Origin of the sequence: Actinomyces urogenitalis DSM 15434 (genome assembly GCF_000159035.1) — a bacterium.
Lineage (GTDB): Bacteria > Actinomycetota > Actinomycetes > Actinomycetales > Actinomycetaceae > Actinomyces > Actinomyces urogenitalis.
The window spans coordinates 262,347-277,691 of the sequence record NZ_DS999576.1; the positions used below are offsets into that span (position 1 = coordinate 262,347).

The following is a 15,345-nucleotide window of genomic DNA, read 5'->3' on the forward strand; positions in this document are numbered from 1 at the left end:
CGGCAGGTCGCGGGTCCCCAGGGAGTGGTAGCGGGCGACGTCGAGCGGCCCACCCTCCAAGGGGACGAAGGCGGGGTCGGTGAGCCCGGCCGGCATGACCTCCACGCGCACCGAGCGGCCGTGGACGGGGCCGACCCGGCCCACGTGAGCGCCGCAGCCCTCGACGATGGCCTGGAAGCCGAGGCAGATGCCGACGGTAGGCACGTCCTCGCTCAGCGCGCAGGCGACCAGCTCCATGAGGCAGCCGGCCTCACGGGGGTGACCGGGCCCGGGGGACAGGCACAGCACCGGGCGCTGGCCGGCCTCGGCCTCGGCGGGGGTCGGTGACAGGGCGGCGCGCACACGGTCAGCCGGCACCGTGTTGCGGTAGACCTCGATCTCGGCACCGAGCGTGGCGAAGAGGTCGACGAGGTTGTAGACGAAGGAGTCGCGGTTGTCGAGCAGGACGACGCGCATCTCAGGCCTCCTCGGTGGTGGTCGGGGCGGTGAGGGTGGCGGGGGTCTGGGAGTCGATGACGAGCCTCGCCCCGGCGGCCGCGGCCACAGCATGAAGCACCGCCGAGGCCTTGTGCACGGTCTCGGCAGCCTCCTTGGCCGGCACCGAGTCCGCCACGACTCCCGCACCGGCCTGGACCAGGGCCTGGCCTCCGGTCACGAAGGCGGAACGGATGACGATGCAGGTGTCCAGCTCGCCGTCGCCGCGGAAGTACCCCACGGTGCCGCCGTAGGAGCCTCGACGCACGCCCTCGGTGGTGCGGATGAGCTCGGCCGCGCTCAGCTTGGGGGCTCCGGTGAGTGTGCCCATGGTCATCGAGGCGCGGAAGGCGTCCAGCGCGTCCAGCTCCGGGTCCAGGGTGCCGGTGACCTCCGAGACCAGGTGCATGACCCGGGAGTAACGGTCCACACGCAGCAGGTCCACCACCCGGCGGGTCCCGGGAACGCTCACCCGGGCGACGTCGTTGCGAGCCAGGTCCACGAGCATGACGTGCTCGGCGACCTCCTTGGCGTCCGTGCGCAGCTCCAGCTCCAGGCGGGTGTCGCGCTCGTGGTCGATGCCGCCGTCGGCGGTGAGCCCGCGTGGGCGGGTGCCGGCGATGGGGCGGATGGAGACCTCACCGGTCTTGGCCGAGTGGAGCAGCGCGGACTCGGGCGAGGCCCCGAAGAGCTCGAAGTCGGGGGTGCCCAGGTAGAACATGTACGGGCTCGGGTTGGTGCCGCGCAGCTCGTGGTAAGCGGCCAGCGCGTCCGGGCAGGGCATGGTGAAGCCGCGCGAGGGCACCACCTGGTAGACGTCTCCGGCAGCGATGGCCTCCTTCATCGTCTCGACTCCTGCCGCGAAGTCAGCGTCGGACTGGGTGGGCACGGCGTGGACCACGGGGGAGACCGTCGTCTGGCTCGTTGTGCGCTGCTCGTGCTCGTCCGCCAGCGTGGTCTCGTCGACGGCGTCGATCGCTGCCGCCAGCGCGCTGAGGCGACCCTCCAGGTCAGTCGGGTCCACGCTGGCTCCCACGAGGGTGGCCTCACGCGTGGGGTGGTCGATGACGAGGATGATCCGGGCATCGTAGAAGACGTAGTCGGGGCAGGTGTTGGCCCCGGGGGCCACTGCGGGAAGCGTCTCGAAGGTGGCCAGGTAGTCGAAGGCGACGACCCCGGCCTCCAGCGGCAGGTGCGGGTGGTCGACCTCGACCCCGGCCAGCACCCGCAGCGGCTCGATCGAGGAGGTCGCCCGCAGCCGCTCGCGCTCCTCGGTCTGCTCGTGCGCCGTCGGGGCGGGAAAGGTGAGGCTGAGGCAGTCCGCACGGGCGTCGTCAGTGACGTAGGCGGCCAGGTGCTCACGCAGCCGGGCCACGGCCGCCTCGCCGTCGGCCTGGGCCTGCGCCAGGGCCTGGATACTGACGCTCTGGCCCTGGCAGGTCAGGCGTGCGGAGGCCTCCAGCACGGCGATGGTGGTGCGTGAGACCTTGGTGGCGATGTCGACCGACTCCAGCAGGACGGTGTCAACCGGACGGGCGTGGTCGCCGGAGTCCGCGGTGGTGGCGACCAGGCCCTGGGCGGCCAGGTGCTCCAGGAGGAGGCCGCCGTCGGCGTGGTAGCGCACGGACCGGGTGCGGACGGTCGGTGGGGGTGTTGTCATGAGGATTCCTCTGCTTGTGCCACCGGCATCGCCTCCAAGACGAAGAGCCCGCCGGGTGGCGAGCTCTGTCTGTCGTGTTCCGTGTACGCGAAGGAGTGGCTCGCCCTTAGGGGAGCCACCACCACTGACGGTTGCGGAGTACGGTCACGGCACTGAGGCTAGAGCGAAGGGGCGGGCTCGGACAAGTTGGCGTCAGCATCGTGAGACTCTGCGGGGGCCAGGCCGGGCGTCGAGTGTGCAGGTGCGGCGGCCGGTGTGCAGTCCCCAGGTGCACACTCGGGCTCGCGGCTGCACACTGGCGAGGAGGCGGAACGTCGTCGTAGCGAGATGATGAGCGCGGCCAGGGCGACGACGACGGCGACCGCCCACCACCCGCCGGCCTCCATCCACGTGGCAAAGACCGCCAGGCCGACGGTGGAGTAGATCGCCGCCCAGATCGCGCAGCCCACGCTCACTGCCGGTAGGTACAGGCGCAGCGGCATACGGCTGACACCTGCCGAGAGCTGGACCAGGCTCTGGGTGCCGACGGTGAGGAAGGACAGCGGGACCGCCAGGACGCCCCAGCGCTCCGCCAGGTGCTGGGCGCGGGCGTAGGCCGCCGAGGTCAGCACCCCGGCCCACCGGGTACGGCCGGTGCCGGCGGCCACGGCGCGGCCGATCCAGTAGGTGCCGTTGGCTCTACCCATGACGCTGACCCACAGGAAGAGGAAGGCCCACCCCCAGGGCAGAGCGAGGATGCGGTCGATCATGGGCCGATCATCGCATACCAGTGAGGTGAGGCTTGCCTGGCTGACTCGCGGGCTGGTCGGGGGAGGAACGTCCGGTAAGTAATGACTCACACCCGCCGGGCGCGGCGCTGAGGCCTGCGCGTGGGAGACTTGCCCCAGAGTCCGCCACACCGACAGCACCAGCCTGCCTCCTGGCACGCCCAGGCGCTGTCCCGTCCTGGAAGAGCACACGTGTCACCGATCCCCACGCCCGAGCAGATCGCGAGCATCCAGCCCGCCTCAACCCCGCCCGAGCTGCTGCGGAACTTCTCGATCATCGCCCACATTGACCACGGCAAGTCCACCCTGGCCGACCGCATGCTGCAGGCCACCGGCGTGGTCCAGCCCCGCGACATGCGCGCCCAGTACCTGGACCGCATGGACATTGAGCGCGAGCGTGGCATCACCATCAAGTCCCAGGCCGTGCGCATGCCCTGGACCGTCGAGGGGCCCGAGGGCGCGCGCACCTACGCCCTCAACATGATCGACACCCCCGGCCACGTCGACTTCTCCTACGAGGTCAACCGGTCCCTGGCCGCCTGCGAGGGCGCGGTGCTGCTGGTCGACGCCGCCCAGGGGGTCCAGGCCCAGACCCTGGCCAACCTCTACATGGCCATCGAGGGCGACCTCACCATCATCCCGGTGCTCAACAAGATCGACCTGCCGGCCGCCGAGCCCGAGCGCCACGCCGAGGAGATCGCCTCGATCATCGGCTGCGACCCGTCCGACGTCCTCAAGGTCTCGGGCAAGACGGGCGAGGGCGTGCCTGAGCTGCTCGACCGGATCGTGCAGGCCGTGCCCGCGCCGGTGGGGGACCCCGACGCCGCTGCCCGCGCCATGATCTTCGACTCCGTCTATGACACCTACCGCGGCGTGGTCACCTACGTGCGCGTGGTCGACGGTGCCCTCAAGCCTCGTGAGCGCATCGAGATGCTCTCCACCCGTGCCGACCACGACCTGCTGGAGATCGGCGTCATCAGCCCCGAGCCCGTTCCCACCCAGGGACTGGGCGCCGGGGAGGTGGGCTACCTCATCACGGGCGTGAAGGACGTGCGCCAGTCGCGCGTGGGTGACACGGTCACCACGGCGGCTCGTCCGGCCGCCGAGCCCCTGGCCGGTTACCAGGACCCCAAGCCCATGGTCTTCTCCGGCCTGTTCCCGGTGGACGGCTCAGACTTCCCGGCGCTGCGTGACGCCCTGGACAAGCTCAAGCTCAACGACGCGGCGCTCACCTACGAGCCGGAGACCTCGGTGGCCCTCGGCTTCGGCTTCCGCTGCGGCTACCTCGGCCTGCTCCACCTGGAGATCATCGCGGAGCGCCTGGAGCGCGAGTTCGGGCTGGACATCATCTCCACCGCGCCCTCCGTGGTCTACCAGGTCACCACCGAGGACCGCGTGGTCCACACGGTGACCAACCCGAGCGAGTTCCCCGAGGGCAAGATCCTGGACGTGCGCGAGCCGGTGGTCTCGGCCACGATCCTGACCCCCAGCGAGTTCGTGGGCACGGTCATGGAGTTGTGCCAGTCGCGGCGCGGGACCATGAAGGGGATGGACTACCTGTCCGAGACGCGGGTAGAGATGCGCTACACCCTGCCGCTGGCTGAGATCGTCTTCGACTTCTTCGACGCTCTGAAGTCGCGCACCCGCGGCTACGCCTCCCTGGACTACGAGCCCGACGGCGAGCAGAGCGCGGACCTGGTCAAGGTGGACATCCTCCTCAACGGGGACAAGGTGGACGCCTTCAGCGCGATCGTCCACAAGGACTCGGCCTACTCCTACGGCGTCATGCTCACCAAGCGGCTCAAGGAGCTCATCCCTCGCCAGCAGTTCGAGGTCCCCGTCCAGGCCGCCGTGGGCTCGCGCATCATCGCGCGCGAGACCATCCGTGCCCTGCGCAAGGACATGCTCGCCAAGTGCTACGGCGGTGACATCTCCCGTAAGCGCAAGCTGCTGGAGAAGCAGAAGGAGGGCAAGAAGCGCATGAAGGCCATCGGCCGCGTGGAGGTTCCCCAGGAGGCCTTCATCGCCGCGCTGGGCGCAGACACCCCCACCGGCAAGGACAAGTAGCTCCATGGCGCAGGTCCACCCTCCCCGTTCCCACGCGATCCGTTCGCGGGTACGGTCCTTCTCCCGTGCCGGGGGACGCCTGACCGACTCCCAGGTCCAGGCGATGGCTGAGCACGGCGAGCACTACGTCATCCAGGTCCCTCGGGCGGACGCGATCCGTACCGTGGCCGCGGACTTCCGGCTCGATCCGCAGGAGGTCTTCGGTCACGTGGGCCAGGTGCGTCCTGTGGTGGTCGAGGTCGGCAGCGGCGGTGGGGAGGCCCTGCTCGCTCACGCGGCTGCCAACCCTGGCACCGACCACCTGGCGGTGGAGGTGTGGGAGACCTCGATCGCCAAGATTGTGCGTGACGCGGCCAAGGCCGGACTGGACAACGTCCGCGTGGTCCCGGCCGACGCCTCTCAGCTCCTGGCCACGGCGCTGCCGGTGGGCTGCGCCAGCGAGGTCTGGGTCTTCTTCCCCGATCCCTGGCGCAAGCCGCGTCACCGCAAGCGCCGGCTGGTCACGGCGCACTTCGCTGACTCGGTCGCCCGCGTGCTGCGCGGCGGCGGGGTGTGGAGGCTCGCCACTGACTGGGCCGACTACGCCTGGCAGATGCGTGACGTCTTGGAGGACGTCTCGGCGCTGCCGGAGGGCCTGGAGGCGGATATGACCGAGCCCTACTTCCGTTATGACGGCGCCGGTCGCCTCAGCGAGCTCGGGGCGGACACCTGGGAGCAGGACAGCCTGGGCAACGGACCGGACCCCGGATCGCCCTCGGGCACCGTGGGCGGGTGGTCGCCTCGTTTTGAGGGGCGTGTCCTGACCCGTTTCGAGCAGCGGGGTATCGAGGCCGGACGCACCATCCGGGACCTGACGGCGGTGCGGACCGAGACCACCTGGAAACCCGAGCGCAGCGAGGCGATGCTCGTTGCCCTGGACCGCCGAGCCGGTACCCGGCGCGAGGCAAGAAGCGGAAGGAGCCTGGCATGAGCCAGCCACAGCGTCGGCGGCACCTGCCGCGTCGGGCCTGGATCGGCGTCGTCGTCCTGGGCTTCCTCGCCTTCTGCTCGATCCTGCGTGCCCCGATCGGCGTCATCCCGCCTCTGCTGAGCCAGATCGGCGCGGACCTGGACATGGACGACGTCGCACTGGGCGCCCTGACCAGCGTGCCGATCCTGTGCTTCGGGATCATGACGCCGCTGGCCTCCGTCCTGCTGCGACGGATCGGGGCGAATGCCGGCGGCCTGTGGGCGCTGGTGCTCATGAGCGCGGGATCCCTGCTGCGCTCGGGGGGAACCACCTGGGCGGCCTTTGCCGGCACGGTCATCATCGGCGCCGGTATCACCATCGGCAACCTCGTGGCCCCGATGGTCATCGGGCGCGACTTCTGGCACCGCACCTCGCTGCTGACCGGCATGTACTCGGCCATGACCAACCTCGTGGTCACCGCGGGCACGGCCCTTGCGGTGCCGACGGCGCAGCTGACCGGGTGGCGGGGTGCGGCGGCGCTGTGGGGAGCGGTGCCGACTCTCATCGCCCTGGCGCTGTGGCTGTGGGTCTACCCGGCAGGCCTGGGCCACCCGCGCGAGAGCCTCATGCAGCGCTCCGGCATGGTCCACTGGGTGACCGAGTCCGGGCAGGCCGGGACCGAGCGGGTGCGTGTGGCGGTGTGGAAACGGCCCCTGACCTGGGTGATGGCGGCTGCCTTCGCCACCCACACCTTCTCCTACTACGCCATCTCGGGATGGCTTCCCACGGCATTGCACGACCTGACGGGGATGACGGAGGCGGGCGCGGGGCTGGCTGCCTCGGTCTTCTCCCTGACCGGGATCGTGGGGCCGCTGCTCGTGCCCGTCATGTTCGAGACCCTGCACTGGTCCGGGGCTCGTGTGCTGGGAGTGCTCTCAGGCTGCTGGCTGGTGCTGCCGGTGTGCCTGGTGACGGTGCCCAGCGCCTGGCTCGCGGCCTGCCTGGTCTCCGGAATCGCGCAGGGCGCCTTCTTCGCCGCGCTGTTCACCCTGGTCATCCGCCGCTCGGTGGACATGGATGAGAACCGCGCGACCTCCGCCTTCCTGCAGACCTGGGGCTACACCGTGGCTGCTGCGGGTCCGGTGGTCCTGGGCTGGCTGCGCACGATGACGGGCGGGTGGATCGGCCCCTTCCTCGTCATCCTCATCGTCATGACCGTGTGCGGGCAGCTGACCGCCACGCCGCCACGCTGGCTGCAGTCGCGTCCCGGACCGCAGGCGGCCGGCGTCGCCGACCCCTCGTGAGCCCGCGTCAGCCTGAGGGGCAGCCGCTGCCAGGGACGGGGGAGCTGCCCGAGCAGGTCATCGCGCGCCGTCGGGGCAGGGGCGGGGAGCAGGAGCCCGTGCCCTTCTCCGTCTACCTCCACGTGCCCTACTGCCGGGTTCGGTGCGGCTACTGCGACTTCAACACCTATACCAACCTCGAGATGGGTGGTGGCGCCTCAGCGGCTGACTACGTGACCACCCTGGCTGGCGAGCTGAGGCTGGCGGCAGCGGCGATGGAGCGCGCCGGCCTGCCTCGGCGTATGGCTCAGACCGTGTTCCTGGGCGGCGGCACTCCCACGATGCTTCCGGCAGCAGACCTGGCGGCCATGCTGGAGCTGGTGCGCACCACCTGGGGGCTGGCCGAGGGCGCCGAGGTGACGACCGAGGCCAACCCGGAGACCGTGGACGAGCGCTACCTGGCCACGCTCGCCGAGGCTGGTTTCACGCGGGTCTCCTTCGGCATGCAGTCGGCGGTGCCCCAGGTGCTGGCTACCTTGGAGCGTAGCCACACCCCTCAGCGCGTGCCGCAGGTCGTGGCCTGGGCCCGGCGATCAGGCCTGGAGACCAGCCTGGACCTCATCTACGGCACGCCAGGAGAGTCGGTCCAGGACTGGGCACGCAGCCTGGAGGCCGCCGTCGAGATCGGCCCGGACCACCTCAGCGCCTACGCCCTGGTGATTGAGGAGGGCACGCGCATGTGGACCCAGGTGCGTCGCGGCGAGCTGGAGATGCCGGCGGACGACGACGAGGCCACCAAGTACGAGATGGCGGACGCAGTCCTGGCTGAGGCCGGCTACGAGTGGTACGAGATCTCCAACTGGGCCCGACCTGGCCATGAGTGCCGCCACAACGAGGCCTACTGGCGTGACTGGGACTGGTACGGAGCCGGGCCGGGTGCGCACTCGCACTTCGGGGACGTGCGCATGTGGGACACCAAGGCGCCCGTGGCGTGGGCGGCTCAGGTGCGTGCTGGCCGGTTGCCCGTGGCGGGCCACGAGGTCATTGACGACGGCGCCCGCGAGCTGGAGCGGGTCATGCTCGGTATCCGTCTGCGCGAGGGGCTGGACCTGGCGGGTCTGGCTCGGCCCGGCGAGGAGACGACGGCGGACGGCACCCCTCGCCGGCTCGTACCGGTGGTGGGGGCGCTGATGAGTCAGGGGCTGCTGGAACCGGCAGCCGCCCTGCGCGGCCGCGCGGTGCTGACCCTGCGTGGCCGGCTCATGGCGGACACTGTGACCGGCCGGCTGACGGACTGACGCCTGACGGACCGGCGGCTGACGAACGGACCTGGGCTGCGGCGTCGTCCCGCCCGGTGCGAGCATGGCTAGGGCGCCAGGCGGACGTGGCGGAGGGCGGACTCGTCCTGAGCGAGGAGGGAAGAATCCTCCAGGCGGGGGAGGTGCGGCCTCCTACCGTGCGGCAGGATCAGAGTCATGAATGAAACCCCTGCCTTTCAGCCCTATCCGAGCCAGACCTACGCGCAGGCCGATCGTCTGACCGTGGGGCAGGCGCTGACCTGGTCATGGAGGCGCATCGCGGACAACCCGGCCCCGCTGCTGGTGGGCTTTGCGATCTGGACGGTACTGACTGGGGTGGGGGCGTCCGTCTCTTACCTGGGCACGGATTCTGACTCAGGCGGAATCATCACTGCCATCGCGATGATCCTGTCCCCGATCCCCTTTGCGCACGTCGGTCTGCTCACCGCTGCCGGTCGCAAGGCCCAGATCCGTGACTTCTTTACCTTCCCGAACCTGTGGCCGATGGTGCTGGCCGGGATCCTGACCGGGATCCTGCAGACGATCGGCTTCGTCCTGCTCATCATTCCCGGCGTCATCCTGGTCTACCTGTGGTACTTCACCCAGCTGGCAGGGGTGGACCGCGGACTGGGAGCCACGGACGCCATGCGCGAGTCGTGGCGGATCCTGTATGACAACGCCAGTGCCCTGGTGCCTTTTGCTCTCATGGGGGTCCTGCTCGGCTTCGCTGGCCTGGTGACCGTGCTGGGCTGGGTGCTCACGACGCCGCTCGTGGTGCTCATGTCCGCCTACGCCTACGTTACGGCCACGGGCCGCACTGTGGTTGGCTAACAGACCCCGAGAGGATCGTGCGTCCGACTGATGGGGCGTCCCGGGATCCGGGACGCCCCTTGTCGTACAGTGGACCAGTCGTCGTCGGTACCTGGCTCCCTGAGTCCGTGGTGCCGTGCTGTCCAACCCGATCGAGGAGCCCTCGTGCACCTGCAGTGGTGGTCCATCCTGCCCTTCGCGGCGATGCTTGCGAGCATCGCTGTCCTTCCGCTCGTCCCTGCGACCTCGCACTGGTGGGAGAAGCGCTCCAGCCAGCTCACCGTCGCCCTGGTCCTGGGGCTGCCGGTGGCCGTGTGGATGTGGGTGGCCGGGGGATGGCAGGTCGTCTTCGCCTCAGTGGTGGAGTACGTGCAGTTCATCATGCTGCTGCTCGCCCTCTTCGTGGTCTCCGGCGGCATCTTCCTCAAGGGTGACATCCAGGCCACCCCGCGCACCAACACCGTCTTCCTGGCCATCGGCGGTGTGTTGGCGAGCTTCGTGGGAACCACGGGCGCGGCCATGCTGCTCATCCGCCCGCTGCTCAACACCAACGCTGAGCGGCGTTACCGCATGCACACCGTGCTCTTCACGATCTTCGTCGTGGCCAACTGCGGTGGCCTGCTGACGCCACTGGGCGACCCGCCGCTCTTCCTGGGCTTCCTGCGTGGCGTCCCCTTCACCTGGACCTTCCACCTGGTGCCGGAGTGGGCCTTCGTCAACGGCATGCTCCTGGTCAGCTACTACGCCCTGGACCGGTGGTTCTACGCCCAGGAGCCGGCCTCCGCCGTGCGCGAGGACCGCAGCGAGGTTGAGCCCCTGGGACTGCGCGGAGCCAGCAACCTCATCTGGTTCGCCATCATCATCGCGGCCGTGGCCTTTGCTCCCTCGATCGACGCCGAGGCGATCGAGGCGGGACAAGCCAGCCTGACCGACTGGATCCCCACCCGCGAGATCATCATGGCGGTGGCGGCCTTCGGCTCCTACAAGCTCGGTAACCGCCGGGTGCGCTTTGAGGACAACCAGTTCGAGTGGGGTCCGATCGCCGAGGTAGCGACCCTGTTCATCGGTATCTTCCTGACGATGATCCCGGCGCTGCACTACCTGGACGAGATCGCTGGCAAGCTGCCTCTCAACGAGATCACCTTCTTTATCCTCACCGGTGGGCTCTCCTCGGTGCTGGACAACGCTCCCACCTACGTCACCTTCTTCGAGATGGCTGGCCAGATCAGTCACCCGGGCGGCGCGACGGTCGCCGGCGTGCCCGAGCTCTACCTCGTGTCCATCTCCCTGGGCGCGGTGCTGTGCGGCGCGATCACCTATATCGGCAACGGCCCCAACTTCATGGTCAAGTCCGTGGCTGAGAGCCGTGGGGTGCAGATGCCGAGCTTTGGCGCCTACGTGGCCAAGTCCTTCACCCACCTGGTGCCGGTGCTGGCGGCAATGGTCTGCCTGTTCATCGCTCAGCCGGTGTGGGCCAAGGCTCTGGGCGGGGTGATCGTCCTCGCCCTCCTGGCCAATGACGCACGACTCATTGTCCAGGCTCGCCGTCTGGCCCTTCAGGATGCCTGAGCCCGGAGCGCGCTCCGCTTGGAGCCGATTCCCCCTGGTGGAGCTCGGGTGGAGCTCGGGCCCCCGGTCGCGGCGTGCTGCGTCACCGGGACGGCGTGACGTCCTGCCGGGACGGCGTGCACTGGTGCGGGGCCAGTGAGTCTCCTACCGCGTGCCGGGAGCGGTGACGAAGTCGATGAGCTCCTCCATACGGCCCAACAGGGCTGGCTCCAGGTCCTTGTAGCTGCGCACGGTGGCGAGGATCCGCTGCCATCCCTGGGCGATATCGGCCTGGCAGGCGTGTGGCCAGCCCAGGGCCTCCAAGGTGCCGTGCTTGATGTCCGTGCCGCGGGGAACCGCTGGCCAGGCCCGCAGCCCCACCCGCTCAGGCTTGACCGCCTGCCACACGTCCACGTACGGATGCCCGAGCACGAGCACGTTCTCACCGCCTGGCATGGCGCGCACGCGCTCGGCGATGCGTGACTCCTTCGACCCGGCCACGAGGTGGTCAACGAGCACCCCGGCACGGCGCGTGGGACTGGGGGCGAAGTCGGCCATGACCTCCTCCAGGTTGTCCACACCGTCGAGCATGAGGACCACAACACCCTCGTGACGCAGGTCGTCCCCCCAGACCTTCTCCACCAGCTCGGCGTCGTGCTTGCCCTCCACCCAGATCCGTGAGGCCCGCGCGACCTTGGCTGCCTCGCCCTCCACCGCGTAGGAGCCGGAGGCCGTGAGCTTGCGGCCGCTGGCACTGACCGGGCCGGTGGGCTGGCGACGGCGGGGTGCCGGTGGGTCGAGGATGACCGGGCGGCCCTCGATCCAGAAACCGGCCCCGAGGGGGAAGCCGCGGCGCACGCCGTGGCGGTCCTCCAGGACCACGATGTGGCGGCCACCCGACTTCTCCACGGCGACGGCTGCCCCGACGAAGCCTGTCTGCCGGTCCTCGACGACGAGCCCAGCGGTGACCGGCACGTGCACCGAGGCCGGACGCACCGCATGCGGTCCCACACGGTGCGGGTCGGCAGCCAGGACGTCACCGCCGTAGCGGTCCGACGTCGTCGGCCGGGCTGGCACAGCAGCTGAACGACGGCGCTGAGCCTCGGCCTCGGTGAGCCTCCCAGCGGCCCGTGCCTCCTGCTGCTGACGAGCTGCCTGCTCGCGCAAGGCGGCGCGGCGTGCCGCGGTGGATCCCGGGACGGTACGGCGTGGGGGAGTGGTCACCCGGGGCACGGTAGGCCAACCTCTCGCTGGGCGAACGTCAGACCCGCCGAGCACGGCGTAGGATGGCACTCGCACCTGGCGAGTGCTAATTCGGCTCATACGCAGCCGGCTAGCCGGTGCCGGCAGCAACAGACCTGTGGCGTCGTCAGACGCATGGCGAGAGGGAGGGATCAGATGGCCGATGACCGGCGGCTCAAGGTCCTGTCCGCCATCGTCACCGACTACGTGCGGACCCGCGAGCCGGTGGGCTCGCGGGCGATCGTGGAGCGCTACCAGCTGGGGGTCTCCCCGGCCACCATCCGCAACGACATGGCGGCCCTGGAGGACGAGGGCTACATCCACCAGCCCCACACCAGTGCGGGCCGCGTGCCCACGCAGAAGGGCTACCGGCTCTTCGTGGACGAGGTCGCTCGCATCAAGCCCCTGTCCGCCCCCGAGCGCGCTGCGATCACAGCGCTGCTGACCGGCGAGGTGGACCTGGACCAGGTGGTGGCGCGCTCGGTGCGGGTACTGGCTCAGCTCACCGGGCAGCTGGCCGTTGTGGAGTACCCGAGCCTGCGTCGCACGGCCCTGCGCCACCTAGAGCTCGTGGTGCTCGCCCCCACGCGCGTGCTGCTCGTCATCATCACGGACACCGGGCGCGTGGAGCAGCGCACCGTGTCCACCCCGGCCACCGAGGTGCTGGACCCGGTGGCCGTGGAGCACCTGCGCGTGCGGCTCAACGCCGCGCTGGCCGGGCTGCGGGCCGAGTCCGTGATCCCGGTGCTCACGGCCCTGAAGGAGCAGGCCAGTGAGGACGAGCGGGCGCTGCTGACGGCAGTGACCAGCGCGCTCATCGAGGCCCTGCGCCCGGACGCTGAGGAGCGCCTGGCGATCGCCGGCACGGCGAACCTGGCCCGCTCGACCCCGGACTTCTCCTGCCTCGGGCCGCTCCTGGACGCGATCGAGGAGCAGGTGGTGCTGCTGCGGCTGTTCACGGACACCAGCGACGTCCTGCCTGCGGGCGGGGCTGAGGGCATGCGCGTGAGCATCGGCTCAGAGAACCACGACGACGCCCTGGCCGAGGCCAGCGTCGTCACCGCCGCCTACGGCGCGGGGACGGGCGACGCCGTCGCCCACCTGGGCGTCGTGGGCCCCACCCGCATGGACTACCCCGCCACCATGACCGCTGTGCGCGCGGTCGCTCGCTACCTCTCCCGGTTCCTGGCGGGACCGGATCAGGCAGCCTGAGCGGCCGGCGTCGGAGATAACACGTAAAGGACACGTTCTCAGGTGAGTGACTACTACGAGCTGCTCGGCGTGAGCCGCCAGGCCAGTGCCGAGGAGATCAAGAAGGCGTACCGCAAGAAGGCGCGCCAGCTCCACCCCGACGTCGCCGGTCCCGGCCACGAGGAGGAGTTCAAGGAGGTCCAGGTGGCCTACTCCGTCCTGTCGGATGAGGAGAAGCGCCAGACCTACGACCTCGGTGGTGAGGACGCGCTGCGCGGCGGCGGTGGCTTCCCTCCGGGCTTCAGCGGCGACTTCTCAGATCTGGGAGGGATCTTCCAGACCTTCTTCGGCGGAGGCGGCTCGCGCGGGCCGGCCTCGCGTGCGCGCCGAGGCCAGGACGGGCTCGTGGCCGTCCAGGTCAGCCTGGCCGACGTCGCCTTCGGCGCGACCAAGACTGTTCCGATCGACACCTACGTCACCTGCACCACCTGTGGTGGCAGCTGCTGCGCGCCGGGGACCGAGCCGGTGACCTGCTCCCAGTGCAACGGCCAGGGCTCGGTCCAGCGCGTCCAGCGCTCCTTCCTGGGCAGCGTCATGACCTCCTCGCCCTGCCCCACCTGCCAGGGATTCGGCACCGTCATCGTCACGCCCTGCAAGGACTGTGACGGCGAGGGCCGTAAGCACGTGCGCAAGGACATCGAGGTCAACGTCCCGGCCGGTGTGTCCACCGGCACCCGCATCCGCATGTCCGGGCGCGGTGAGGCGGGCGTGGCCGGAGGACCTGCGGGCGACCTCTACGTGGTGGTGGAGGAGCAGCCCCACCCCACGTTGGAGCGCCAGGGAGACGACCTGCGCACTGAGCTGCGCGTACCGATGACCGCGGCCGCGCTGGGGGCCTCCTTCCCCGTGGAGACCCTCGACGGCGAGCGCAGCGTCTCGGTGCGCCCGGGCACCCAGTCCGGCGACGACATCCGCCTGGACGGTCTGGGCGTGGGGCGGCTGCGCCGTTCCGGGCGCGGCAACCTGTACGTCACGGTGGTGGTGGAGACCCCGACCAAGCTCTCGGAGCGTCAGGAGGAGCTGCTCAAGGAGCTCGCGGCACTGCGTGGCGAGGACGGCTTCGCCCCGGTGGAGGAAGAGGGCTTCTTCGACCGGCTCAAGGGTTCCAAGACCAAGGGCAAGAACCGCCGCAAGCGCTGAGCTCGCGGCCTGGCCAGCGGGACGCCGGCTCAGGCTCCGGGCCAGTAGACGGAGTCCGGCGTGGGCCGGGCGCCGAAGATCGCGGTGCCCACGCGCACGCAGGTCGCGCCCTCGGCGATGGCCAGCTCGAAGTCGCCGCTCATGCCCATGGACAGCAGACCGTCGCCCACGGTGCCGGCCTCGCGTCCGGCGTCGCGCAGGCGGCGCATGAGGCGGAAGCACTCGCGCACCCGCTCACGGTCATCGGTGTGGGCGGCCAGCGTCATAAGACCACGCACGCGCAGTGAGGAGTAGACCGGTAGCGCGGCCAGGAACGCGGTCACCGCGTCCGGCTCCAGGCCAAACTTGGACTCCTCACCGGAGGAGTTGACCTGGACGTAGACGTCCAGGCTACGACCGGCGGCCTGGAGCCTGCGGTCCAGGGCCTCGGCCACGTGGAGGGAGTCCAGCGCCTGGAACTCGTGGGCGAAGGCGACCACGTCCTTGGCCTTGTTGGTCTGTAGGTGGCCGATGAGCGCCCAGTGGATGCCGAGGTCTGCCATCTCGGTGCTCTTGCGCTTGGCCTCCTGGACCTTGTTCTCGCCCATCTCGGTGACTCCTGCGGCGAAGGCGGCGCGCAGCCGGTCCTCGGGGACCGTCTTGGTGACCGGCAGCAGGCGGACCTCGCTGGGAGAGCGGCCGGCGGCCGCAGCGGCGGCGTCGATGCGGGTGCGGATCGCGGCGAGGTTCGCGGAGATTTGGGCGACCTCCTGCGGGTCCGGGACAACGGGGGAGTCAGGCGTCATGCCTCCTGACGGTACACCGGTGTCACGGTAGGTCCCGCTAGGCTGTCCAACGTGACTGCCCCTGTCTTCCT

General features: G+C 70.1%; 13 protein-coding genes. 8 read left to right on the forward strand and 5 right to left on the reverse strand.

The annotated features are described in order from the left end of the window. From HMPREF0058_RS09315 to HMPREF0058_RS09325, 3 genes are all read right to left on the reverse strand, one after another. Positions 1-456 (reverse strand): glutamine amidotransferase-related protein (locus tag HMPREF0058_RS09315; protein WP_006549531.1); only part of this gene is annotated, 456 nt, incomplete at its 3' end. A gap of 1 nt (position 457) precedes the next feature. Then, positions 458-2,134, reverse strand: a complete 1,677-nt coding sequence (locus HMPREF0058_RS09320) for an anthranilate synthase component 1 (protein ID WP_006549532.1) — start codon at positions 2,132-2,134, stop codon at positions 458-460. Positions 2,135-2,292: 158 nt separating this feature from the next. Further along, the gene (locus HMPREF0058_RS09325; RefSeq protein WP_006549533.1) at positions 2,293-2,883 is read right to left on the reverse strand and encodes a DedA family protein; all 591 of its coding nucleotides are present in this window, start codon (positions 2,881-2,883) and stop codon (positions 2,293-2,295) included. 210 nt (positions 2,884-3,093) lie between these two features. Here HMPREF0058_RS09325 and lepA point away from each other — a divergent pair, with 210 nt between their 5' ends. The 6 genes from lepA to HMPREF0058_RS09355 all read left to right on the forward strand — a co-directional run bounded on the left by lepA (position 3,094) and on the right by HMPREF0058_RS09355 (position 10,877). After that, a complete protein-coding gene (gene lepA / locus HMPREF0058_RS09330; RefSeq protein ID WP_006549534.1) occupies positions 3,094-4,968 on the forward strand; it encodes a translation elongation factor 4 in 1,875 nt (624 codons plus the stop codon). Positions 4,969-4,972: 4 nt separating this feature from the next. Further along, the gene (gene trmB / locus HMPREF0058_RS09335) at positions 4,973-5,938 is read left to right on the forward strand and encodes a tRNA (guanosine(46)-N7)-methyltransferase TrmB (RefSeq protein WP_006549535.1); all 966 of its coding nucleotides are present in this window, start codon (positions 4,973-4,975) and stop codon (positions 5,936-5,938) included. Next, positions 5,935-7,221, forward strand: a complete 1,287-nt coding sequence (locus tag HMPREF0058_RS09340; RefSeq protein WP_006549536.1) for an MFS transporter — start codon at positions 5,935-5,937, stop codon at positions 7,219-7,221. The genes trmB and HMPREF0058_RS09340 overlap by 4 nt, the downstream gene beginning before the upstream one ends. Further along, positions 7,218-8,498, forward strand: coding sequence for a radical SAM family heme chaperone HemW (hemW, locus tag HMPREF0058_RS09345; RefSeq protein WP_006549537.1), 1,281 nt, complete (start codon positions 7,218-7,220; stop codon positions 8,496-8,498). The genes HMPREF0058_RS09340 and hemW overlap by 4 nt, the downstream gene beginning before the upstream one ends. 177 nt (positions 8,499-8,675) lie before the next feature. Further along, positions 8,676-9,329 (forward strand): YciC family protein, encoded by a 654-nt coding sequence (locus HMPREF0058_RS11895; RefSeq protein ID WP_006549539.1) that lies wholly within the window; start codon positions 8,676-8,678, stop codon positions 9,327-9,329. 144 nt (positions 9,330-9,473) lie between these two features. Further along, the gene (locus HMPREF0058_RS09355; RefSeq protein WP_006549540.1) at positions 9,474-10,877 is read left to right on the forward strand and encodes a sodium:proton antiporter; all 1,404 of its coding nucleotides are present in this window, start codon (positions 9,474-9,476) and stop codon (positions 10,875-10,877) included. A 144-nt stretch (positions 10,878-11,021) separates the two neighbouring features. Here HMPREF0058_RS09355 and HMPREF0058_RS09360 read toward each other — a convergent pair whose 3' ends face one another. Beyond that, positions 11,022-12,089, reverse strand: a complete 1,068-nt coding sequence (locus HMPREF0058_RS09360; protein ID WP_006549541.1) for a DUF3097 domain-containing protein — start codon at positions 12,087-12,089, stop codon at positions 11,022-11,024. Between the two features lie 165 nt (positions 12,090-12,254). Here HMPREF0058_RS09360 and hrcA point away from each other — a divergent pair, with 165 nt between their 5' ends. Together hrcA and dnaJ are read left to right on the forward strand one after the other, a co-directional pair. Then, positions 12,255-13,310, forward strand: coding sequence for a heat-inducible transcriptional repressor HrcA (gene hrcA / locus HMPREF0058_RS09365; protein ID WP_034234615.1), 1,056 nt, complete (start codon positions 12,255-12,257; stop codon positions 13,308-13,310). A gap of 42 nt (positions 13,311-13,352) precedes the next feature. Further along, positions 13,353-14,489: a molecular chaperone DnaJ gene (gene dnaJ / locus HMPREF0058_RS09370; protein ID WP_006549543.1), complete on the forward strand. Its 1,137-nt coding sequence runs from the start codon at positions 13,353-13,355 to the stop codon at positions 14,487-14,489. Between the two features lie 29 nt (positions 14,490-14,518). Here dnaJ and HMPREF0058_RS09375 read toward each other — a convergent pair whose 3' ends face one another. After that, positions 14,519-15,274, reverse strand: coding sequence for a YggS family pyridoxal phosphate-dependent enzyme (locus HMPREF0058_RS09375; RefSeq protein WP_006549544.1), 756 nt, complete (start codon positions 15,272-15,274; stop codon positions 14,519-14,521). Positions 15,275-15,345 lie beyond the last annotated feature (71 nt).

Excerpts from the sequence above, each read along its gene's own strand:
- HMPREF0058_RS09320 (WP_006549532.1), bottom strand. The coding sequence starts at position 2,134 with ATGACAACACCCCCACCGACCGTCCGCACCCGGTCCGTGCGCTACCAC.
- HMPREF0058_RS09325 (WP_006549533.1), bottom strand. The coding sequence starts at position 2,883 with ATGATCGACCGCATCCTCGCTCTGCCCTGGGGGTGGGCCTTCCTCTTC.
- trmB (WP_006549535.1), top strand. The coding sequence starts at position 4,973 with ATGGCGCAGGTCCACCCTCCCCGTTCCCACGCGATCCGTTCGCGGGTA.
- HMPREF0058_RS09340 (WP_006549536.1), top strand. The coding sequence starts at position 5,935 with ATGAGCCAGCCACAGCGTCGGCGGCACCTGCCGCGTCGGGCCTGGATC.
- HMPREF0058_RS11895 (WP_006549539.1), top strand. The coding sequence starts at position 8,676 with ATGAATGAAACCCCTGCCTTTCAGCCCTATCCGAGCCAGACCTACGCG.
- hrcA (WP_034234615.1), top strand. The coding sequence starts at position 12,255 with ATGGCCGATGACCGGCGGCTCAAGGTCCTGTCCGCCATCGTCACCGAC.
- HMPREF0058_RS09375 (WP_006549544.1), bottom strand. The coding sequence starts at position 15,274 with ATGACGCCTGACTCCCCCGTTGTCCCGGACCCGCAGGAGGTCGCCCAA.